The sequence below is a fragment of the Streptomyces sp. NPDC002104 genome, from assembly GCF_053593795.1.
On sequence record NZ_JBSFDF010000029.1, the window covers coordinates 1 to 20,496 of the forward strand.

General features: G+C 72.9%; 21 protein-coding genes. 12 read left to right on the plus strand and 9 right to left on the minus strand.

The genetic code is table 11. The features are described from left to right. The first annotated feature begins 151 nt into the window (after positions 1 to 151). The 8 genes from ACWCP2_RS23315 to ACWCP2_RS23350 all read left to right on the plus strand — a co-directional run bounded on the left by ACWCP2_RS23315 (position 152) and on the right by ACWCP2_RS23350 (position 6,724). Positions 152 to 820, plus strand: a complete 669-nt coding sequence (locus ACWCP2_RS23315; RefSeq protein ID WP_450910502.1) for a TetR family transcriptional regulator — start codon at positions 152 to 154, stop codon at positions 818 to 820. Further along, the gene (locus ACWCP2_RS23320; protein WP_450910503.1) at positions 817 to 1,494 is read left to right on the plus strand and encodes a CGNR zinc finger domain-containing protein; all 678 of its coding nucleotides are present in this window, start codon (positions 817 to 819) and stop codon (positions 1,492 to 1,494) included. The genes ACWCP2_RS23315 and ACWCP2_RS23320 overlap by 4 nt, the downstream gene beginning before the upstream one ends. A 400-nt stretch (positions 1,495 to 1,894) precedes the next feature. Then, the gene (locus ACWCP2_RS23325) at positions 1,895 to 2,410 is read left to right on the plus strand and encodes a toxin-antitoxin system HicB family antitoxin (RefSeq protein WP_450910504.1); all 516 of its coding nucleotides are present in this window, start codon (positions 1,895 to 1,897) and stop codon (positions 2,408 to 2,410) included. 103 nt (positions 2,411 to 2,513) lie between these two features. Continuing rightward, positions 2,514 to 3,365 (plus strand): DUF4097 family beta strand repeat-containing protein, encoded by an 852-nt coding sequence (locus tag ACWCP2_RS23330; protein ID WP_450910505.1) that lies wholly within the window; start codon positions 2,514 to 2,516, stop codon positions 3,363 to 3,365. 106 nt (positions 3,366 to 3,471) lie between these two features. Continuing rightward, complete coding sequence (locus ACWCP2_RS23335) at positions 3,472 to 4,464, plus strand: ATP-binding cassette domain-containing protein (protein WP_450910506.1); 993 nt, start codon at positions 3,472 to 3,474, stop codon at positions 4,462 to 4,464. After that, the gene (locus ACWCP2_RS23340) at positions 4,461 to 5,252 is read left to right on the plus strand and encodes an ABC transporter permease (protein ID WP_450910507.1); all 792 of its coding nucleotides are present in this window, start codon (positions 4,461 to 4,463) and stop codon (positions 5,250 to 5,252) included. The genes ACWCP2_RS23335 and ACWCP2_RS23340 overlap by 4 nt, the downstream gene beginning before the upstream one ends. A gap of 70 nt (positions 5,253 to 5,322) precedes the next feature. Further along, positions 5,323 to 6,168 carry an alpha/beta fold hydrolase gene (locus ACWCP2_RS23345; RefSeq protein ID WP_450910508.1) on the plus strand — a complete coding sequence of 282 codons (846 nt, stop codon included), beginning with the start codon at positions 5,323 to 5,325 and terminating at the stop codon, positions 6,166 to 6,168. Further along, the gene (locus ACWCP2_RS23350) at positions 6,152 to 6,724 is read left to right on the plus strand and encodes a TetR/AcrR family transcriptional regulator (protein ID WP_450910509.1); all 573 of its coding nucleotides are present in this window, start codon (positions 6,152 to 6,154) and stop codon (positions 6,722 to 6,724) included. Before ACWCP2_RS23345 ends, ACWCP2_RS23350 begins: the two co-directional genes overlap by 17 nt. Before the next feature lie 27 nt (positions 6,725 to 6,751). Here the strand turns inward: ACWCP2_RS23350 and ACWCP2_RS23355 are convergent, their stop codons facing one another. Beyond that, positions 6,752 to 8,524: a trypsin-like peptidase domain-containing protein gene (locus ACWCP2_RS23355; RefSeq protein ID WP_450910510.1), complete on the minus strand. Its 1,773-nt coding sequence runs from the start codon at positions 8,522 to 8,524 to the stop codon at positions 6,752 to 6,754. Positions 8,525 to 8,945: 421 nt separating this feature from the next. On the opposite strand from ACWCP2_RS23355, the gene ACWCP2_RS23360 reads away from it, so the two are divergent. From ACWCP2_RS23360 to fabI, 4 genes are all read left to right on the plus strand, one after another. After that, positions 8,946 to 11,204, plus strand: coding sequence for a molybdopterin-dependent oxidoreductase (locus tag ACWCP2_RS23360; protein WP_450910594.1), 2,259 nt, complete (start codon positions 8,946 to 8,948; stop codon positions 11,202 to 11,204). 153 nt (positions 11,205 to 11,357) lie between these two features. After that, positions 11,358 to 11,882, plus strand: coding sequence for an SgcJ/EcaC family oxidoreductase (locus ACWCP2_RS23365; RefSeq protein ID WP_450910511.1), 525 nt, complete (start codon positions 11,358 to 11,360; stop codon positions 11,880 to 11,882). 48 nt (positions 11,883 to 11,930) lie between these two features. Further along, positions 11,931 to 12,635 (plus strand): 3-oxoacyl-ACP reductase family protein, encoded by a 705-nt coding sequence (locus ACWCP2_RS23370; RefSeq protein ID WP_450910512.1) that lies wholly within the window; start codon positions 11,931 to 11,933, stop codon positions 12,633 to 12,635. Between the two features lie 4 nt (positions 12,636 to 12,639). Further along, complete coding sequence (gene fabI, locus ACWCP2_RS23375; protein ID WP_450910513.1) at positions 12,640 to 13,443, plus strand: enoyl-ACP reductase FabI; 804 nt, start codon at positions 12,640 to 12,642, stop codon at positions 13,441 to 13,443. An 85-nt stretch (positions 13,444 to 13,528) separates the two neighbouring features. Here fabI and ACWCP2_RS23380 read toward each other — a convergent pair whose 3' ends face one another. The 8 genes from ACWCP2_RS23380 to ACWCP2_RS23415 form a co-directional block, all read right to left on the minus strand. Further along, positions 13,529 to 14,317 (minus strand): MBL fold metallo-hydrolase, encoded by a 789-nt coding sequence (locus ACWCP2_RS23380; RefSeq protein ID WP_450910514.1) that lies wholly within the window; start codon positions 14,315 to 14,317, stop codon positions 13,529 to 13,531. 75 nt (positions 14,318 to 14,392) lie between these two features. Further along, positions 14,393 to 15,130: a 4'-phosphopantetheinyl transferase family protein gene (locus tag ACWCP2_RS23385; protein WP_450910515.1), complete on the minus strand. Its 738-nt coding sequence runs from the start codon at positions 15,128 to 15,130 to the stop codon at positions 14,393 to 14,395. Further along, the gene (locus ACWCP2_RS23390) at positions 15,127 to 15,987 is read right to left on the minus strand and encodes an aminoacyl--tRNA ligase-related protein (protein ID WP_450910516.1); all 861 of its coding nucleotides are present in this window, start codon (positions 15,985 to 15,987) and stop codon (positions 15,127 to 15,129) included. The genes ACWCP2_RS23385 and ACWCP2_RS23390 overlap by 4 nt, the downstream gene beginning before the upstream one ends. Then, complete coding sequence (locus ACWCP2_RS23395) at positions 15,980 to 16,219, minus strand: acyl carrier protein (RefSeq protein ID WP_450910517.1); 240 nt, start codon at positions 16,217 to 16,219, stop codon at positions 15,980 to 15,982. Before ACWCP2_RS23395 ends, ACWCP2_RS23390 begins: the two co-directional genes overlap by 8 nt. After that, a complete protein-coding gene (locus tag ACWCP2_RS23400) occupies positions 16,216 to 17,106 on the minus strand; it encodes a diiron oxygenase (protein ID WP_450910518.1) in 891 nt (296 codons plus the stop codon). The genes ACWCP2_RS23395 and ACWCP2_RS23400 overlap by 4 nt, the downstream gene beginning before the upstream one ends. 17 nt (positions 17,107 to 17,123) lie before the next feature. After that, the gene (locus tag ACWCP2_RS23405; protein WP_450910519.1) at positions 17,124 to 18,218 is read right to left on the minus strand and encodes a hypothetical protein; all 1,095 of its coding nucleotides are present in this window, start codon (positions 18,216 to 18,218) and stop codon (positions 17,124 to 17,126) included. Continuing rightward, positions 18,215 to 19,864, minus strand: coding sequence for an AMP-binding protein (locus tag ACWCP2_RS23410; RefSeq protein WP_450910520.1), 1,650 nt, complete (start codon positions 19,862 to 19,864; stop codon positions 18,215 to 18,217). Before ACWCP2_RS23410 ends, ACWCP2_RS23405 begins: the two co-directional genes overlap by 4 nt. Next, positions 19,861 to 20,472, minus strand: coding sequence for an L-2-amino-thiazoline-4-carboxylic acid hydrolase (locus ACWCP2_RS23415; RefSeq protein ID WP_450910521.1), 612 nt, complete (start codon positions 20,470 to 20,472; stop codon positions 19,861 to 19,863). Before ACWCP2_RS23415 ends, ACWCP2_RS23410 begins: the two co-directional genes overlap by 4 nt. Positions 20,473 to 20,496: the final 24 nt, after the last annotated feature.

Below are 20,496 nucleotides of genomic sequence, written 5' to 3' on the forward strand. Positions count from 1 at the left end.
ACCCGGCTGGCACCCTTCGAGCACACCCTCACGGCCGTCGACAGCGACCAGCAGGCCGTGGGGATCTTCGCCGGCTGGCAGTTCGGGCCAGGGCGGGCCCGCCCCGACCGCACCATCCGTGCTCTCCATCCCCTACGCACGAGGAGCGCCCATGGCGCAGCAGGAGCGAGCCGAGCGGACGCGCAGGGCTCTGATCGACGGCGCCGCCAAGGCCATTGACCTCTACGGGTACGAAGGGGCCTCGCTCGCGGTGATCTGCACCGCCGCGGGAGTGACGAAGGGCGCCCTGATGTACCACTTCCCCGCCAAGGACGACCTGGTCAGAGCGGTGCGCACCGAGGCCCGGCAGACGATCGTCGGCGCGCTGGGCGCCGTACCGCACCGCGGGATGCGGCCCCTGCAGACCGCCGTCGACATGACGCACGCGGTCGCCGGGCGGCTCGGGCACGATCCCGTCGTACGGGCGGGCGCCCGGCTGACCCGGGAGTTCGTGCACTACCCCGACGGCAGCGTCTCCTGGACCGACGCCGTCCGCGAGGAGCTGGCCGACGCCCTCGCCGGTGCGGCCGACCCCTGGGGGACGGCCGCGCAGCTCGTGTACTCACTGATCGGGATGGACGTGTGCCTGCGCGGGGAGGAGCACCGCCCGGGCCGTTCCTGCGGGCCGCTGCGCGGGCACCTGACCCGGCTGTGGCAGCTGATCCTGCCGGGGATCCTCGCGGCGCCGCAGGCCGTGGAGCTGTACCGGGCCGAGGGCTCCTCGCCGTACTGCGCCTTCGCGGCCGCGCCCGAGCCCGTGCACACCGGGCCGCGGGGATGAGCGCGGAGCGCGCGGACCGCGCGGACCGCGCGGGGGCGACGATCGGGACGGGGACGGGGACGGGCATGGGCATGGGGATGGGCGCGGCGACGAGGGCGGCGATGGGGGCGAGCGTGCCCGATCCGCGTCCGCTGACCGGTGAGCCGCTCAGCCTGGACCTCCTCAACACCCACTGGCACGACCGGTACGGCCGCTACGACCTGCTGGACTCCACCGCCGGCCTCGCGTGCTGGCTGGCCGGGTCCCGGGTGGCCGCCGCGTACGCCGGCGGCGAACTGCGCGCCGACCGGACCACCCTGACGGCCGCCCGGGCCGCCCGCTCCGCGCTGGCCGGTGTGGTCGGGCGCTCCGATGCGGGGCCGGGGGCGCTCGACGCCTTCAACCGGCTGCTCGACGCGGGCCGGATCCGCCGGCTGCTCACGGCCGCCGGGCCCGTGGAACGGCTGGAGGCGCCCGACTCGGGCCGCCTGTTCGGGTACCTCGCGGCGGCGGACTACCTCCGGCTGCTCAACACCGCGGCGGACCGGGTGCGCAGTTGTGCCAACCCGACGTGCGGGCTGCGCTTCCACGACGTCAGCCGCAACGGCACCCGGCGCTGGTGCACGAGCACCGGCTGCGGCAACCGCGCGAAGGCGGCCCGTCACTACGCCCGCCGGACGGCGTCCACGGCCTGACCCGAGCTCCTCGAACGCCGGAGGGGCCGGCCGCACCGCGCGGCGATGGTGCCCACGCAGCTCAGGACGAGGCCCACGGCCGTCCCGGCCGCGGTCAGCGGCGATCGCCGCCTTCGACGGCCGCCGGGACACCGGACCGGCAGACGTGCGCCGACCTGCTGAACATCCGCCGGGGGCAGCGCGGCGCGGACGTCCCCGCGGGCCGCACCGCCTGCTGCGGGAACTGCCCGCCTGACCGGCCGGCTCCGAAGGACTTCCGGGTGATGTCGCCCTGGCGTCACTCTGGCGCACCATGGTGTCACTGCTCTGACCAGCATTTTTATATGTCGCGACATCACTGTGCAGCACAGTGGCGCCACATTGGCTCGACATGGCGCCATCCCTGTGCCATGCTGGGGACATGGACCTCACGCCCTACGTCTCCACACTCCGCCAGGAGCTCGCCGTCGCCGCCGAGGCCGGCGGCGACGAAGCCCGCAAGCTGGCCGAGAGGCTCACCGCTCCCCTGGAGTCGGCGACCCGCCTGACCCTGCTCAACGTGCTCTCCGCCGCGATGGACGAGATCACCCGCGAACTCGCCCCCGGCTCGGTCGACGTACGGCTGCGGGGGCTCGATCCCGAGTTCGTGGTGACGCTGCCGGCCGGCGAGAACCACGCCCCCGTGGAGCCCGCCACCGCCGAACCGCTCGCACCGCACGCATCCGCCGAAGGCGACGAGGGCGGCACCGCCCGCGTCAACCTGCGCCTGCCGGCCCACCTCAAGGCCCGCGCCGAGGAGGCCGCGAGCCGCGAAGGACTCTCGGTCAACGCATGGCTGGTGCGCGCCGTATCGGCCGCGGTGGACGGCGGAGCCAGGCCGCGCCCGGCGGAGAAGTCCCAGAGCGTGGGGCAGAGCTTCACCGGCTGGGTGAGCTGACCGGGCCCGGCTCCAGCACCGCACATCACCGCACCGCATCACTTCACCCCCACCACGTCCCACCAGCGGGGACGCCCAGAAGACCCAAGAGGACGGGACAGCCATGCCTACTTTCGACACCTCCGAAGCGATCTCGGTCACCGCGCACGTGGAGGCCGGCTCCATCCAGTTCACCGCGGGCGACCGCCTCGACACCGTCGTCGCGGTGCGGCCCCGGGACCCCAAGCGCGACAAGGACGTACGGGCCGCCGAGCAGACCGAGGTCGCGTACCACAGCGGTGTGCTGACGGTCCGGACGCCCAAGTCCAACCCGTTCGGCAAGCCCGGCATCGTCGACGTGACGGTCGACCTGCCCACGGGCTCGCACGTGGACACGGCCGGCGCCTGGACCCAGGTGCTCGGCGAGGGACGGCTCGGCGAGGTCCGGGTGAAGACCTCGTCCGGCGACGTGCGCCTCGACACGACCGGCCCGCTCAGGCTGACCGCCTCGCACGGCTCGATCACCGTGGACCGGGCCGAGGGCGCGACCGAGATCACCACCAGCTCCGGCAGCGTGCGCCTCGGCTTCGTCGGCGGCCCCGCCGTCCTGAAGAACTCGCACGGCACCACGACCGTCGGAGCCGCGGCCGCCGAGCTGCGGGTGAGCGGCGCCAACGGTGACATCGAGATCCGGCGTGCCGAGGACTCGGTCACCGCCAAGACCGCCCACGGCACCCTGCGGGTGGGCGAAGTCGTCCGCGGCACCGTGGAACTGGAGACCTCCTACGGGGCCATCGAGGTCGGCGTCCGCGAGGGCACGGCCGCCTGGCTCGACGTCAGCTCCGGCTCCGGCCAGGTCCGCAACACCCTGACCGCGTCCGGGAGCCCGGACGGGAACGCGGACACCGTCAAGGTCCGCGCCCGGACGAAGTACGGCAACATCGACGTCCGCCGCGCGCTCGCCGCCGGGGCCTGACCCTCCACGGAGGGGCCCGACCCTCCTCGTGGCCGTCCCCTCGCTCGCGCAGCCCTTCTTCTTCTTCTCCATCCCCCGTCGCTTCAGCCTTCGAATGGAGGGCTCCATGCCTTCTTCTGTCATGCCCACATCACGTCGACCGGACGGTCACGCGTCTCCGGCCGCCGTCTCCGCGGTCGGTCTGCGCAAGGCCTACGGGGACAAGACCGTCCTCGACGGCATCGACCTGAGCATCCCGGCCGGTTCGGTGTTCGCCCTGCTCGGACCCAACGGCGCCGGCAAGACCACCGTCGTGAAGATCCTGTCCACGCTCATCGCCGCCGACGGCGGACAGGCCCGGGTCGCGGGCCACGACATCGCGGCCTCCCCGGGCGGGGTGCGGGCGGCGATCGGTGTCACGGGGCAGTTCTCCGCGGTGGACGGGCTGATCACCGGTGAGGAGAACATGCTCCTCATGGCGGACCTGCACCACCTGTCCAAGCGGGAGGGGCGACGGGTCACCGCCGAACTGCTGGACCGCTTCGACCTCACCGAAGCGGCGAAGAAGCCGGCCTCCACCTACTCCGGCGGCATGAAGCGCCGGCTCGACATCGCCATGACCCTGGTCGGCGATCCGCGGATCATCTTCCTCGACGAGCCGACCACCGGCCTCGACCCCCGCTCCCGCCACACCATGTGGCAGATCATCCGCGAACTCGTCACCGGCGGGGTGACCGTCTTCCTCACCACCCAGTACCTGGAGGAGGCCGACGAACTCGCCGACCGGATCGCGGTGCTGAACGACGGCAGGATCGCCGCCGAGGGCACCGCCGAGGAACTCAAGCGGCTGATCCCCGGAGGCCACGTACGACTGAGGTTCTCCGACCCGGCCGCCTACCGGTCGGCCGCCGACGCGCTCGGTGAGGTCACCCGGGACGAGGAGGCGCTGGCCCTGCAGATCCCCAGCGACGGCAGCCAGCGCGCCCTGCGCCTGCTCCTCGACCGGCTGGACTCGGCCGGCGTCGAGGCGGACGAACTGACCGTGCACACCCCCGACCTCGACGACGTGTTCTTCGCCCTGACCGCCTCCACCCACCAGACCAAGGAAGACGTCCGATGAGCTCTCTCTCCCTCGCCGTCCGCGACTCGGCCACGATGCTGCGCCGCAACCTGCTCCACGCCCGGCGCTACCCGTCCCTGACGCTGAACCTGCTGCTCACCCCGGTCATGCTGCTCCTGCTCTTCGTCTACATCTTCGGAGACGTGATGAGCGCCGGCCTCGGGGACGGCGGCGGGGGCCGGAGCGAGTACCTCGCCTACCTCGTGCCCGGCATCCTGATGCTGACCATCGGCGGCACCACGATCGGCAGCGCGGTGTCGGTCTCCACCGATATGAACGAAGGGATCATCGCCCGCTTCCGCACGATGGCGATCCACCGCGGGTCGGTGCTCATCGGGCACGTCATCGGCAGCGTGATCCAGTGCGTGATGAGCGTGGTGCTCGTCGGGGCCGTCGCGGTGGCCATCGGCTTCCGGTCCGTCGACGCCACCGCCGTGGAATGGCTGCTGGCGCTGGGTCTGCTGGCGCTCGTCTCCCTGGCGCTCACCTGGATCGCGGTCGGCATGGGCCTGACCAGCCCGAACGCCGAGGCCGCCAGCAACAACGCGATGCCGCTGATGATCCTGCCGCTGCTCTCCAGCGCGTTCGTCCCGGTCGACGCGATGCCGGGCTGGTTCCAGCCGGTCGCCGAGTACCAGCCCTTCACCCCGGCCATCGAGACCCTGCGCGGGCTGCTGCTCGGTACCGGGATCGGCAACAGCGGGTGGATCGCCGTCGCCTGGTGCCTGGGGCTGGCCGTGCTCGGCTACCTCTGGTCCAAGTCCCTGTTCCACCGCGACCCGAAGTAGTTGACCTTCGCGGCTAATGGCATTAGCTTGTGAGTGACAGGCATTAGCTGCTACTTCCGGGGGACGGGTCATGACGGAGTTTCTGAGCACGGACGGTGGACGCCTCGCCTACGAGGTCACGGGCGAGGGCCCGCTGGTCGTGCTCGCCCACGGCATGGGCGACAGCCGCGGGGCCTACCGCGAGACCGCGGCCCTGCTCGTCGCCGCCGGGTACCGCGTCGCCTCGACCGACCTGCGCGGACACGGGGAATCGAGCACCGGCTGGGCCTCGTACACCCGTACCGACGTCGCGGGCGACCTGCTCGCCCTGATCCGGCACCTGGGCGGACCGGCCGTCGTCGTCGGCCACTCCTTCGCCGGCGGCGCCGCCACCATCGCGGCGGCGCAGGAACCCGAACTGGTCGGCGCCATCGTCGAGATCAGCCCGTTCACCAAGGCCCAGAAGATCGACTTCGGAGCCCTCGGCTCCCACGCCCGCTACCGCACGGGCATGCTCCTGCTGCTCGGCGCCGGCATCCTGCGCAGCCGCGGCGTGTGGAAGCGCTACCTCGACCACGCCTACCCGGGTGCCCGCCCGGCCGGCCACGCCGCCCACCTCGCCGCACTCGACGCCGACCTGGCCCGGCCCGGCCGGATGGCCGTCGTCGCCAGGATGGGAATGTCCGCCCCCACCGACGCGGGCGCCCGGCTCGGCGACGTCCGGTGCCCCGCGCTGATCGTCGAGGGCACCCTCGACTGCGACTGGGCCGACCCGGCCGCCGAGGGCGCGGCCGTCGTCGCCGCACTGCCCGCGGGGCGCGGCCGCCTCGTGATGATCGAGGGCGCGGGCCACTACGCCCACGCGCAGTTCCCCGCCGAGACCGCCGCGGCCATCGTGTCCTTCCTCAAGGAGACCGCCCGTGCCCAGGCCGCCTAGGGCCTCGCTCTCCGCCGACGCGGTGGTCGACGTGGCGCTGGGCCTCGTCGACGCGGAGGGCCCGGCGGGCCTGACCCTGTCGGCGGTGGCCGGCCGGGCGGGCGTGGCGACGCCCTCCCTCTACAAGCACGTGCGCAACCTCGCCGAGCTCCGTGACCTGCTGTCGGCGCGGATCATGAACGAGATGGCGGACGAGATCGGGGTCGCCGTCATCGGCCGCTCCGCCGACGAGGCGATCCGCGCCTTCATGACGGCCTGGCGCGGCTACGCCCTGCGCCGGCCCCACCGGTACGCGGCCCTGCTGCAGAGCCCGGAGCCGCGGACCGCCGAAGCCGGGGAACGCCTGATCACCATCCTCTTCGCCACCCTGCGGGCCTACGGCCTGGAGGATTCCGCGGCCGTGCACGCGGCCCGCTGCCTGCGCGCCACCGCCCACGGTTTCGTCTCCCTCGAAACCGCAGGCGCCTTCGCCCTGCCCGAAGGCCTGGACGAGAGCTACGCCCTCCTGACGCACATGGTCGTCACGGGCCTGAACGCACCCCGCACCCCGCACTGACCCGGCGGTCCGGCACTGGTGAGCAGGCTACGGGGCCCGTGGCGGGACGAGCAGCCGCTCGGCGGCGAGGCCGTTCGCGCGGGTGTCCTCGTACAGGGTGGTCTCGCCGTCGCTCCAGCGGACGACGAGGTCGTCGGTGAGGCCGTCGCCGGTGTACCGGCCGGCCGTCATGAGGGCGCTGTGGGTCCAGGTGCGGTTCGGGGCGCGCAGGCGCCGTTCGCCGCCGAGCCCGCGGGGGGTGATGCCCGGGTGGCTCGCCAGCGCGCCGTTGGACCGGCGGACCAGCAGGTCCCACTTGTGGTGGCCGGAGAACTGCCCGGCGGCGAGCAGGGCGGCGCCCTTCCAGGCCGGCCCGGGGCCCACCAGCCGGTGCTCCCGGCCGAAGGTGCCGGCGCCCACGGCGGTGTGCAGGGAGACCTCGCCGTCCGACCAGCGGACCACGAGGTCGGTGACGTAGTGGGCGGCGTTGAACCGGCCGGCGGTGATCTGGGCGGCGTGCTTCCAGACGGATCCGGCGGGGGCCATCGCGGTGCCGCGGCCCAGCCCCCGGGAGCCGACGTCGCCGTACAGGGTCATCCGGCCGTTGGTCCGGCGGACCAGCAGGTCGAACCGGTCCGAGCCGGTGAAATCGCCCGCGGTGACGGTGGCGACGTCCTTCCAGCCCGCGTTCGGTGCCAGGAGCCGGCGCTCCGGGAGGAAGCCGCCCCGGCCGTCCCCCGGGAAGAGGGTCACCTCGCCGTCCGTCCACACCACCAGGAGGCTGCTGCGGCCGCTGCCGGTGAAGTCTCCGGAGGCCATGGCCTTCGCATGGGTCCACAGCTCGCCCGAGCCGGGCAGCGGGTGGCTGTCGGGGGAACCCTCGTAGGGCGGCCGGGAGAGGGAGCCGGGGTCGCGCCCGGCGTCGGCGTCCTCGTACAGGTCCCGGGCGTCCCTGCCGTAGGCGGGGGCGTACGTCACCCAGGAGTCGTTGCCGCCGCCGTGGTAGCCACCGGTGTTGCCGATGACCTTGCCGGTGCGGTGCGCCGCGTCGTAGTCCTTGATCCAGGGGCCGCCGGACACACCTCCGTAGAAGCCCTCGCACACCATCCGCAGCTGCCGGAAACCGCTCAGCCGGGTGGTGGGCACCTCGCACCGGACGGCCTGGTGCTCCTTGTTCACGCGGGAGGCGGACGGGTAGCCGACCACGGTGACCTGGTGCTCGTACGTGCTGACGGGCGTGAAGGTCAGGGCCCCGGTGAGGTTCTCGACGCGTCCCTTCGCGTTCGGTCCGACCAGGACGAAGGCGAAGTCCAGGTCGGAGACGGCGGCGTTGCCGTTCGACCGGTAGCGGGGGTCCGTGTACACGCCCTTGGCCCGGACCGGGAAGACGCCGAACGGCTGGGCGGCGGCCGTCCTTCCGTGGCGGTAGCGGGGCACGAACACCGCCTGGCTCGCCGGGTGCCGCATGCCGGCCGCGCAGTGCGCCGCCGTGAGCACCATGCTCCGGCCCGCGCTGCGGACGACGCTGCCGGTGCACGAGGTGTCGGCGGTACCGATCCCGGCCTGCCGGTAGAAGAAGGTGCCCACCATCGGCATGCCGTCGAAGTGGACGCCGGCCGGAGTGCCGGCGGGCGCCCGGGCGGTGGCCGCGGCCCGGCTCCGCACGGAGTCGACGGGCACGGCCGCCGCCATGCGCCCGGCCGTCCAGTACGCCTCCGCGGAGGCCGCGGCCGTCGCGGGAGCGGCGCCCGGCACGGCCGCCAGCACGCAGACGGCGGTCAGGGCGGAGAGGCTGGGGAGGGTGAACCGTCCGGATCCCAAAGAACCTGCCCGCCTTCTGCCCGATGTCGATCCCGCGGAACGCCGAGCCGGCCGGTACGACCGTCGACGGACAAGAACGAGACCACACCGGCACGACGTGGACGTGTACGGGCGCGTTCGCCGCGCGGGCACTGCTCCGGATGCCCGGCGCGAAGCACCCCCCAGCACCCCCCAGCACCCCCGCGCACCGGCCGTGAGGCCCGCGTCGGCCGACGGCCTGGTGGAGCCTGGTCCAGAAGTCGCCCATGGCGCGCGGCGCATCCGGGGCGGACGGCGCGGGACCGGCCGGGGGTTGCAGTAGGCGGTGCCCCGCCGCACCGCGCCGGGCCGTCGGCCGTCACGGGCGATAGAACGCGGGACAGCCCGGACCCCCGTGGCTACACTGCGCGCAGTTGATCAAGTGGTGTGGGGGCGACCGGTGTTGGAGCGGACGGCGACACGGGTGTGCCCGTTGTGCGAGGCGACCTGCGGGCTGAGCATCACCCTGTCGGACGAGGTCGTCACCCGGGTCAAGGGGAACCGCGACGACGTCTTCAGCAAGGGCTACCTCTGCCCGAAGGGCGCCTCCCTGGGCCGCTTCGACAGCGACCCCGACCGGCTGACCGCCCCGCTGGTGCGCCGCCCCGACGGCGGCTTCGAGGAAGTGGGCTGGGCCGAGGCCTTCGCCGCCGTCGAGCGCGGACTGCGCGGGGTGAGCGAACGGCACGGCAAGGACGCCGTCGCCCTCTACATGGGCAACCCGGTCATCCACACGCTGGCCCTGCCGCTCTACATGCTGGTGCTGCGCGAACGCCTCGGCACGCGCAACATCTACTCCTCCACCACCCTCGACACCATGCCCAAGAGCGTGGCCTGCGGCTGGATGTACGGGGACCCGCTCGCCTTCCCGCTGCCGGACATCGACCGCACCGACCACCTGCTGGTCCTGGGCGCCAACCCCATGGAGTCCAACGGCAGCCTGTGGACCGTCGCCGACCTGCCGGGCCGCCTCAAGGCGCTGAAGGCGCGCGGCGGCCGCCTCGTCGTCGTCGACCCGCGCCGCACCCGCACCGCGGACCTCGCCGACGCGCACGTCCCGATCCGCCCGGGCACCGACGCCCTGCTGCTGCTCGGCATCGCGCACACCCTGTTCGACGAGGGCCTGGCGAAGGACCCCGGCCCCGGCTTCGCCGGCTTCGACGAGCTGGCCGTCCAGGTGAAGGGGTTCGCCGCCGAGGACGTCGCGGACGCCTGCGGGGTCCCCGCCGGGACCATCCGTACGCTCGCGCGCGAGCTGGCCGCCGCGCCCACCGCCGCCGTGTACGGACGACTGGGCACCTGCACCACTGAGTTCGGCACCCTCACCAGCTGGCTGGTGGACGTGGTCAACATCATCACCGGGAACTTCGACCGCCCCGGCGGAGTCCTCTTCGGTGAGGCCCCGCACGCCACCCGCCGCCCCGCCGAGCCCTTCCGCACCGGACGCTGGCACAGCAGAGTGCGCGCACTGCCCGAGGCCAACGGCGAACTTCCCACTGCGACCCTCGCGGACGAGATCGAGACCCCGGGTGAAGGGCAGGTACGGGCCCTGCTGTGCATCGCCGGGAACCTGGTGCTCGCCTCGCCGCAGGGCGAACGGCTGGACCGGGCCCTGCCCGGCCTGGACTTCATGGTCTGCGTCGACCCCTACCTGAACGAGACCACCCGCCACGCCTCCGTCATCCTGCCGCCGCCCAGCGCCCTGGAATCCCCGCACTACGACGTGGTCCTGGCCGGCCGCTCCGTCCGCCGCAACGCCCGCTTCTCCCCGCCCGTACGGCCCCTGGCGCCCGGCCGCCCCAGCGAGGCGGAGATCCTCGCCCGGCTGGTCCTCATCGCCTCGGGCAAGAGCGTGGACGGCGACCCCGACAGCGTGGACGAGGCACTGACCGACCTGACCCTCAGGGCCGCCTCCGGCCGCCCGGGGGCGCCCCTGCACGGGCGAGAACCGGCCGCGCTCAAGCGGGAACTGACCGGGGACAACGCCCTGGAACGCCGGCTCGACCTCATGCTCCGGCTGGGCCCCGCCGGCGACCTCTTCGGCAGACGCCCCGACGGCCTGAACCTGGCCCTGCTCAAGGCGACCCCGAACGGCATCGACCTCGGGCCGCTGCGGCCCCGCCGCGAGGAGGTCGTCATGACCGCCTCCGGCCTGGTGGAACTGTGCCCGCCCGCCATCACCGCGGACCTGCCCCGGCTCGACGCGCGGCTGCGGGAACTGGACGCCGGCGGGTTCGTACTCATCTCCCGCCGCCAGCTGAAGTCCGTCAACAGCTGGTCGCACAACATCGCGACCCTGTCCGGCGGAACCAACCGCTGCGCCCTGGAGATCAGCACGGGGGACGCGGAGCGCCTGGGCGTCACCGCCGGAGACCTGGTCACGGTCCGCGGCCGGGCCGGTGAGGTCGTGGTGCCGGCGGAGCCCACCGACCGGCTGCGCGAGGGCGTACTGAGCCTCCCGTACGGCTGGGGGCACGGGCGCCGGGGCAGCCGGCTCACGCACGCGGCCACCCAGCCGGGCGTGAGCATGAACGCGCTCACCGACAGCTCGGTCGTCGACCCGCTCTCCGGGACGGCCGTCTTCAACGGGGTGCCGGTGCGCGTGGAGAAGACGGAGACGGCCGAACGGGAACAGGAACAGGAACGGGAACAGGAGCGGTGACGGGAACGGGAAACGGAAACGGAAAGGTGAATTCCGGACGATCCGCATTCTGCGTCATTTGAATTCCTGATCGCGCCGAGGGAAAACTTTTCAGACATCCCGAGCGTCCCTAGACTGGCCAAGAAGGTCCGATCGCCAGTCAATGGAGATTCCGTGAGTCTTGCCCGTCGCATTGCGATTCCTGCTGTTTCCCTGATGCTGCTCGCCGGAGTGGCCACCGCGGCGAACGCCGTCGAAGAACCCGCGCAGGATTCCCTGTTCGGTCCGGTGTGTTCGCCGACGCAGACCGCCATCACCGACGTCCCGCACCGGCTCTTCGCCGCGTGGAACAACGGTGACGCGGCCGGAGTCGCCGCCCAGTTCACGACGGACGGGCACATGATTCCGAGCAACGGCGCCTACCTCACCAGCCGGACCGCGATCCAGTCCTTCTACCAGGGCGCCTTCGCCGGTCCCCTCGCGGGCACCCGGATGATCGGCAAGCCGCTCAGCGTGCGCTGCCTGTCCAGCACCACGGCCGTGATCGACGGGCTCGGCGGGCTGCTCAAGCCCGGTGACACCTACACCGACCCGGAGCAGGTGCCGATCGGCCAGCGCATCATCGTCTCCTGGACGGCGGTCCGCGTCGGCAACACGTACTACATGAAGGAATTCCAGAGCACCACCATTCAGGGCTGATCACCGCGCCGGCCGCGCAAGAGAAAACGAGAGGAACGGAGAGTTTCGTTGCCACGCACGGTGCTGGTCACGGGAGGAAACAGGGGAATCGGGCTCGCCATTGCCGAGGAATTCCTCGGACGTGGTGACCGGGTTGCCGTCACCTACCGCAGCGGACCACCGGACGGGAAATTCCTGGCCGTTCCCTGCGATGTCTCGGACGCGGAACAGATCGACTCCGCATTCACCGCGGTCGAGGCGGAGCTCGGCCCGGTGGAGATTCTCGTGTCCAATGCCGGGATCACCGAGGACCGGCCCATGCTGCGGATGCAGGAGGAGCAGTTCTCCCGGGTCCTCGACACCAATCTCACCGGCGGCTGGCGCTGTGCCCGGCGGGCCCTGCCCAAAATGCTGCGCGGCCGGTGGGGGCGGATCGTCTTCGTGTCCTCCGTCGCCGGACTGCGCGGCAACCCGGGCCAGGTCAACTACGCCGCCAGCAAGGCCGGCATGGTCGGCATGGCGCGCTCGCTCGCCCGCGAGGTCGCCACCTCCGGCATCACCGTGAACGTGGTGGCGCCCGGCCTGATCGAGACGGACATGACGGCCGCCCTGTCCGGAGCCCGCAAGAGCAGCCACCTGGCGGAGATCCCGGCCGGCCGGGCGGGCCGGCCCGAGGACGTGGCCGACACGGTGGCCTGGCTCACGGGGGAGCGGGCCGGCTACGTCACGGGCGCGGTCGTGCCCGTGGACGGCGGCCTGGGAATGGGGCACTGATCACATGACCACCGTCCTTCCCGAACCCACCGCACCCCCCGCCACCGGCGGCCTCCTCGCCGGCAAGCGGATCGTCGTCACCGGGGTGATCACCGAGCGGTCCATCGCCTTCGCGGCCGCCCGGATCGCCCAGGAACAGGGCGCCCGGATCCTCCTCACCGGCTACGGCCGGATGTCCCTGGTCGAACTGGTCTCCCGGCGGCTCCCCGAGAAGCCGCCCGTCGTCGAACTGGACGTGACCGACCGGGACCACCTCGACCGCCTCCCGGACCTGGTCGGCGAGCAGCTCGGCGGCGTCGACGGAGTCCTGCACTCCATCGCCTTCGCCCCGCCGAGCTGCCTCGGCGGATTCCTCACCGCCCCCTGGGAGGACGTGGCCACCGCCGTCCACACCTCCGCCTACTCCTACGTCTCCCTCGCCAAGGCGCTGCTCCCGCTCATGGGCCGCGGCGGCTCGGTGGTCGGACTGACCTTCGACGCCACGAAGGCCTGGCCGGGCTACGACTGGATGGGCGTGGCCAAGGCCTCCCTGGAGTCCGCCAACCGCTACCTCGCCCGGGAAGCCGGCCCGCTCGGCATCAGGTCCAACCTGGTGGCGGCCGGCCCCCTGCGGACCACCGCCGGGAAGGCCATCCCGGGCCTGGCCCGCACCCAGGACGACTGGGCGGCGCAGGCACCCCTGGGCTGGAACGTCACCGACACGGAGTCCACGGCACGGGCCTGCGCCGCGCTGCTCTCCGACTGGTTCCCGGCGACCACGGGCGAGATCGTCCACGTCGACGGCGGCCACCACGCGATGGGCGCCTGAGCGACGGAGCACCCCGCGAACGAACGGGCCGGTGCCCCGGGCCGCACGCGCGGCCCGGGGCACCGACCCTTCCACGGCCCGAGGGTCAGAGCGCGAAGCTGCTGCCCGCCTCGGGAACCACCAGGAGCCCGGCCGCGCCCGCCTTCTCGAAGGCGGCGCCGACGGCGTCCTGACCCTCCGTGAAGTGCTGCCAGCCGTCCTGGTGCACGGCGAGCACCTTGCGGGCACCCAGCAGCTGCGCCACCTCCACCGCCTGCTCCGAGGTCAGCGAGAGCAGCGTCGGGCCGAACGGGGCGAGCTGCGCCGCGCCCACGTGCAGCACCGCCAGGTCGACGCCGGCCCCGCCGAGGCGCTCCGCGAGGGCCCGCACCGGCTCCAGGGAGACGTTGTCGCCGCTGACGTAGACCGTCGGCAGCCCCTCGCCGCTCAGCAGGAAGCCGGTGACGGCTCCGAGCATCGGCTCGGTACCGGCCGGACCGTGCTGCGCCGGGACCGCGGTGACCACGAGGCGGCCGCCGTCCGGGCGCTCCAGTACGTGCTCGGCCCACGGCGCCAGCCCGGTACCGCCGACGCGCTCCGCGGACTGCTCGGTGGTGAGCACCAGGGCGACCTCCTTGAGGAAGGCGCGCCCGGCTCCGTCGAGGTTGTCGGGGTGCTGGTCGTGCGACAGCAGGACGGCCGCGACCGGGCCCAGCCGGCCGGGGTCGAGCGCCGGGTCCGCGATCTTGTGCAGGGCGACCGGGCCCAGCTCGTAGGAGGAACCGGCGGCGTCGAAGGTCGGGTCCGTCACGAACCGCAGCCCGCCCAGGTCGATGACCGTGGTGGGGCCGCCCACCACGGTGACGGCGAGCTGTGCGGCGGTGTTCTCAGTCATGGAACTGCTCCTCGAAAAGTACGACTCGAACGGTGGGATGGGAAAGAGAAGGAGGGAGCGGGGAACGGGGGCCGGTCAGCCGGGATCCACGACCACCAGGCCCCCGGTGAACCCCCGCGGCAGCCGCAGCGGGTGCCAGCGGTGGCCGACGTCCTGGTCCGGGACCCCGGCCAGCGCACGGACCCCGGTGCCCACGGCCTTCACGTACGCCTCCCGCCGGGTCCAGAGGTCCAGCCACAGCAGGTCCCCGGCCCGGCCGGAGGCCTGGCCGAGGCGGGCGCGTTCGGCGGGGGAGAACAGCCGCCGGGCCAGTTCGCCGGCCCGGGGGACCGTACGCACCTCCTCGACGTCCACACCGATACGGGTCCGGGGCGCGAGCCCGCTGCCCACGGCGACGACGACCACACCCGCGGCGTGCGCGATGCTCACGTCGACCCCCGGAGCGCCCGTCACCCAGGGCCGCCCCGCCCGGTCCACGGCGAGGCCCACCCGGGCGGGCGGCCGCCCGAGCATCCGCCCCAGGACCCCGCGCAGCACGGACCGGGCCAGGACGAACTCGGCCCGGCCCAGCGGATCGGAGACGGCGTCGTACCGGGTGCGCTCGTGCGGGGCCAGCCCGGTGGCCGCCAGCTCCGCCACCGCGCCGGCCGGCAGCGTGCGCCCGTCGGCCCACCAGGCGCGTACGACACCCGGGCCCGCGGCCAACTGCCCCGCCGGGAAGGCCCGCCCCGCCGGGAAGTCCCGCCCCCCGGCCGCGACCCGAACCGCCGGGGCGGCGGTGGCCGCCGTGCCCTCCGATCCGCTCCGGTTCACGGCCGGCCGGCCGCCAGTACCCGGTCGGCCAGCTCGTCCTCGGTCAGTCCGAAGTGCGAGGTGAGGGCGCTGATCCAGCGCTCCAGGCCGAAGGCCACGCACCCGGTGAAGGCGGGCTCGCCGTCCGCGGTGCGGATCTCGCAGCGCTCGCCGAAGAAGTTGCGGTGGAAGTTGAGCGAGCCGATGGCCAGCGAGCCGTCGAAGACGAACTCCTCCTTCACCGGGAAGAGCTGGGCCATCAGCGCGCGTCCCGCGCTCGCGTCGAAGAAGGGGTCCGTGGCCGCCTCGATCTCGACCGGCAGCCCGAGCTCCGACAGGTAGCCCGTGATCTTCTTCCGGAACAGCTCCAGGTGGGCCAGGACCTCGTCCCGGGTGCCGACGCACACGATCTCGCGCATGCTGAAGCCCAGCAGCCGGCGCAGCGCGTCGTAGTGCGTCTCGCGGCGGAAGCAGGTGGCGACGGTGGTCACCTTGTGGGGACCGTCGCCCAGCGTGCGGCCCGTCAGATCGAGGTAGACGTTGTAGCAGGCCGCCGAGGGCAGCGCGTACGAGGCCTCCGTGAGGTGCCCGGCCGGCAGCGACGGCTCGCGCGAGCCGCCCGTCGCGTACTGCGGAGCGGCCTCCTCCGTGAGGGCCGCTCCCAGGATCGCCAGCTGCGGGAAGTTCTGGAAGTAGTCCAGCCGGTGCAGGTCCTCGACCCGCATCAGCGGCGGGTACTGCACCGCGTCGGCGCCGACCTCGGCCGCCCAGCCGGTGAACACGCCCTCCAGCGTGGCCCGCAGCCTCAGCGCACCCGGCCCGAGGGTGGCGAGACCGCCGCGCGTCGAAGGGGCGCGCCCCGCCTCCTGACTACTCATGGAAGAACCTCTTTCGAATCGAGTTGATCGTACGAAAATCAGACGGGGTCACGTGCTCCATCAAGATCTCTTCGCCGGTCTGTTCTTCCAGCACGTAGAGGAAGTTGACGAAGCCGAGGGAGTCGAGGATGCGGTTCTCGACCAGGTCGAGGTCCGGATCGATCGACGTCAGCTCGGGCCGCTTGGTCAGCAGGTACTGGATCACGGCGTCGACGCCGGTCGCGGTGCTCATGAGCGCGGCAGGACGTCGTCGGTGAAGATGCCCTCGTTCACGAGGAAGCTCATCGAGCGCTTGAGCATCTTGCGCTCCAGCTCGTGGAAGGCCGGGTCGGCCAGCACCTCGTTGCGCACCTGGTACGGGTTCGCGATGCCCGCGTCCCGGAAGGCCGCCGGGTTCACCAGACCGTCCACCGACTTGCGCAGGTACCGCTTGAGGTACAGCTCCAGCTCGGCCAGCTCCTGCGTGCTCAGCTTCTCGCGCAGCTGGCGGTGCAGGTGCGAGACGATCTGCCGGCCGAAGGCCACGTGCCGGGACTCGTCCTGGTGGTGGATGGCGTTGATCTTGCGGATCGTGGGGTGCAGCCGCTCGTCGTCGCCCATCCGCTTGTTGAAGAAGTCCACGACCTCTTCGAAGAGCAGCAGCCGCGCGAAGACCAGGAAGTGGGCCGACTCGCCCTCGGACTTCATCTCCAGCTGGACGCCCTTGTCCGGGTAGACCTTGCCGCCGTACAGCAGGCAGAACCGGGCGAAGAACCACATGTGGGCGTTCTCCTCGCCGATCATGTGGTGGAAGTACTCCGAGGAGAGGGCGAAGTCCTTCGTGTGGATCCGCGCGATGATCTCGGTGATCAGCTCACGGATGCCGTCGACGTTCAGGCTGTAGAAGTTGACGCTCTCCCACTTGCTGATCGCCCACTTCTGCTCCTCGGTGAACGACTCGGCCACCTTGGTCCCGTGGATGGACAGCAGCTCCGGAGTCATCCAGTACTGGTCCTCGGGCAGCGTCTCCGGCCAGTCGAACATCGTGTACGGGTCGTAGTGGTCGCGCTCGGACATCGACACGAGCCGGTCGAGTATGGACTGCAACTGCGCGTCGGCCTGCAGCACGGGCGTGCTCATCGGATCCTTTTCCTCTCTCAGTTGCCGGAGCCGTTGCCGGCGACGGCGCCCTCGCGCGGAGCGGGCTGCTCCGCCGAGAGCTGGATGTCGGTCTGGTGGCGCGGATGGGCGAACGCGCCGCCGCGGCGGTACCCGTTCACCGGTTCGTCCGCATGGTGTTCCGTGGGCAGCAGCCGGTTCAGCAGCGAACCGGTGAAGGCCTGCGCGATGTCCGGGTGCGGGGTCTCGGCGTGGTGGTCGGCCAGGATGACGAAGGCCGGGTCCATGTTCTTGACCAGGCCGTCCTCGTCCACGACCTCCAGCCAGGAATGGGCGAGGTCGAGCATCCCCATGATCCAGCCGCGCCGGGTACGGGCCTCGAAGCCGGCCTCCCGGCACCGCTCGGCCAGCTCCAGGCAGACCGAGATGCAGGGGGCGTAGCCCTGCGCGAGCACCTCGTCCTTGCGCCACTGGAGCTCCTCCGGCATCCGGCCCCAGCGGAACCGGTCCGGGCCGTACGAGGTCACGATCGCGCGCAGCTTCTCCGAGACGATCTCCCGCCGCTCCCCGGAGGTCACCAGCACCCCGGAGGCGGTCAGCCCGGCGGTGCCGCTCGCGGTGATGTCCTTCTCCCCGAGCGTCGCCGCCCCCTCGGGCCCGATCGACAGGGACTCCGTCCAGCCGCCGCTCAGCTCCGGGTGGGGCGTGGCCAGGTTCCAGTCGGTGCGCTCCGGCTCCCCCTCGCCGTGGGCGGCCGGCGGGGTCAGCTCGACGGAGTAGTTCCAGCGCCGCGGCCGGAACAGGGACTCGGGATCGGCATGCATCCAGCGCAGGGCGTAGCGCATCGTCTTCTCCGGTACGGAGGTTCCCGAGCCGGAGTAGAGCGCGAGGTTCACCAGGTCGAAGCGGTCGAAGCGCTCCGCCCCCGGCGTCCCGCCGTGCGGCAGCCCGCGGCGCAGCAGCTCGTCGAGGATCTCCGGCCCGCACTGGAGCAGTTCGAGCGCGGCGTCCCGCTCCACCCACTCGTCGCGCAGCTCCGGCGGGATGATCAGCAGGTCGCGGAGGGAGTCGAGCCAGCCCTCCAGTCCCCGCGGCGACGCGGGGCGGGTCCACGGTTTGGCTTCGATGGTCATCCGTTGCTCCCGGCGGGCGTCAGGCTTGTCAGGTTCAGCGGGGCCAGGGGCGAGAAACGGGCGCGCAGCGCCGCCTTGTCCGGCTTTCCGTACGAGGCCGTGGGGATGTCCGTGACGAACTCGAACCGTCCGGGCACGTGCGCCGCGCCCAGGGCGCCGCGCACCGCGGCGGACAGTTCCTCCACGAGGCCGGGCCGGCCCCCTTCCCACGGGTCCTCCCACGGGTCCTCCCGGGGAACGCAGACGGCGACCAGGGCCTCGCCCGTGCGCGGGTCGGGCACCCCGATGACGGCGGCGCGCCGGATGTCCGGATGGGCCGTCAGCACGTTCTCGACGGCCTGCGGATAGCAGTTGGTGCCGTCGACGATGACCAGGTCCTTGGCCCGCCCGGTCAGGTACAGGTAGCCGTCCTCGTCGATCACCCCGAGGTCGCCGGTGCTCAGCCAGCCGTCCCGCAGCACCTCGCCGCTCAGGTCGGGCCGCTGCCAGTAGCCCGCCATCACGGTGGGCCCGGACACCTCGACCGCGCCCTCCGTACGGGGCCCCAGCGTGCGGCCGTCGGCGTCCGTGACGCGCAGGGACACCCCGGGCACCGCACGGCCCACCGAGCCGAACAGTTCGGGCCGCGACGCGGCGGCCGCCGCGTGGTCCTCGGGACCCAGCGAGGTGATCGCGATGGCCTCGGTCAGGGCGTAGCTCTGCCGCAGCCGCGGGCCGAGGCTGCGGACCGCCTGGGCGAGCCGGTGCGGGGTCACGGGCGCACTGCCGTAGCTGACGGCCGCGAGCCCGGACAGGTCGGTCTCCGCCAGGGCGGGGTGGTCCAGCAGCCGGTACAGGTACGGCGGGTAGAGGTACGTGGTCACCGGCCGGCCCTCCGCGGAGGCCTCGGCGATCCGCACCAGCAGCGCCTCCGCGTCGAACTCGTCGAACAGCTCCACGCTCACGTGGTGGCGCAGCAGGCCGCAGGCGATCGCGCCCGCGGCGTGCGCCATCGGGGTCATGGCCAGGAACCGCAGCCCCGGCGGCGGGGCCGCGCCCGCCCAGGCGCCGGCCGCCGCGGTCAGCGCGCCGAAGGTGTACACGACCCCCTTGGGCAGGCCGGTGGTTCCGCCCGTGTACAGGACCCGGGCGACATCGTCCTCCCGTGCCTCCACCGGCAGGGGGGCCTGCGACCGGGCGGCGGCCTCGGCGAGCAGGTCGGTCACGTCCGGGTCCGCGACGGGGCCGAGGGCGAACAGCCGCTTCACCCCGGCGGCGCGGGCGAGTTCGGCCATCCGGTGCCCCGGCAGGATCGGCCCGGCGCAGGCGAGGATGACGGCCGCGGGCGCGGCGTCGCGCAGGATGTGCGCGGCGACCTGCTCGCCGCCGGCCGCGTACACCGGGGTGTAGCTGATGCCGAGCAGGTGCGCGGCCAGGCCCACCGCCGACATCTCGATCGGGTTGGCGGCCAGCAGGACGAGGCGGTCCCCGCGGCCCAGGCCCGCGTCCCGCAGGACCCGGGCCGTCCGGTAGGCCAGCGAGAGCAGCGCGGCGAAGGTCATGGACCGTTCGCCGTGGATCAGCGCGATGCGCTCGCCGCGGGCGGCGAACTGCTCGATGGCGCTGGTGACGTACGCGGCGGGGGCGCCGGGGTCGGGCGTGGTCACGGGGTCTCCTTCCCGGGGGCGGTGCTGCTGGTGGCGGTGGCGGTGGCGGTGGCGGTGGCACTGGCGGTAGTGGCGGTGGTCGTGGTCGTGCTCGTGGTCGTGCTCGTACGGAAGCGGCAGGCGGAGCCGCCGGTGCGCAGGCACTCCACCCGGTGGTCGCTGACCTCCGTCTTCAGCCCCTCGAACCAGCCCGCCCGCATCTGCGGGCACGGGCACGCGTAGCCCTCCAGCGTTCCGGCGCGCGCGAGCATCTCCAGGGCGAAGTTGCGGGTCACCGCCGTCTCGAAGGAGTCCTCGCCGGTGACCTTGTTGGAGGCCTCCACGGCGTCCCCGGTCATCAGCTCCGAGATGCCGGTCAGCGCGCCCGCCAGCTCGGCGGCGGAGAGGCCCGGGGCCAGCCCCTCCTCCCGCGCGTAGGCGGAGGCGATCCGCCGGGTGACGAACTGCATCGCCTCCGCGTTGACCTCGTTCGCCGCGTCCTGGCCGAACCGCCGCGCGACCCCCTGGTACCAGCGGGCGTCGTGCAGCCACCAGAACTGGCGCAGCAGGTCGGCGGAGGGCTCGCCGGGGGCTGCCGGTCCGGGTGCCTGGGAGGCGGAACTGGTCACGGTGTCCTCGTCCTTCGGGAGGGA

What these genes read in the sequence shown, in the direction of transcription:
- ACWCP2_RS23315 (WP_450910502.1), top strand. Translation starts at nt 152, where the DNA reads ATGGCGCAGCAGGAGCGAGCCGAGCGGACGCGCAGGGCTCTGATCGAC.
- fabI (WP_450910513.1), top strand. Translation starts at nt 12,640, where the DNA reads ATGACCACCGTCCTTCCCGAACCCACCGCACCCCCCGCCACCGGCGGC.
- ACWCP2_RS23345 (WP_450910508.1), top strand. Translation starts at nt 5,323, where the DNA reads ATGACGGAGTTTCTGAGCACGGACGGTGGACGCCTCGCCTACGAGGTC.
- ACWCP2_RS23340 (WP_450910507.1), top strand. Translation starts at nt 4,461, where the DNA reads ATGAGCTCTCTCTCCCTCGCCGTCCGCGACTCGGCCACGATGCTGCGC.
- ACWCP2_RS23400 (WP_450910518.1), bottom strand. Translation starts at nt 17,106, where the DNA reads ATGAGCACGCCCGTGCTGCAGGCCGACGCGCAGTTGCAGTCCATACTC.
- ACWCP2_RS23405 (WP_450910519.1), bottom strand. Translation starts at nt 18,218, where the DNA reads ATGACCATCGAAGCCAAACCGTGGACCCGCCCCGCGTCGCCGCGGGGA.
- ACWCP2_RS23325 (WP_450910504.1), top strand. Translation starts at nt 1,895, where the DNA reads ATGGACCTCACGCCCTACGTCTCCACACTCCGCCAGGAGCTCGCCGTC.
- ACWCP2_RS23380 (WP_450910514.1), bottom strand. Translation starts at nt 14,317, where the DNA reads ATGACTGAGAACACCGCCGCACAGCTCGCCGTCACCGTGGTGGGCGGC.
- ACWCP2_RS23335 (WP_450910506.1), top strand. Translation starts at nt 3,472, where the DNA reads ATGCCTTCTTCTGTCATGCCCACATCACGTCGACCGGACGGTCACGCG.
- ACWCP2_RS23395 (WP_450910517.1), bottom strand. Translation starts at nt 16,219, where the DNA reads ATGAGCACCGCGACCGGCGTCGACGCCGTGATCCAGTACCTGCTGACC.
- ACWCP2_RS23330 (WP_450910505.1), top strand. Translation starts at nt 2,514, where the DNA reads ATGCCTACTTTCGACACCTCCGAAGCGATCTCGGTCACCGCGCACGTG.
- ACWCP2_RS23320 (WP_450910503.1), top strand. Translation starts at nt 817, where the DNA reads ATGAGCGCGGAGCGCGCGGACCGCGCGGACCGCGCGGGGGCGACGATC.
- ACWCP2_RS23390 (WP_450910516.1), bottom strand. Translation starts at nt 15,987, where the DNA reads ATGAGTAGTCAGGAGGCGGGGCGCGCCCCTTCGACGCGCGGCGGTCTC.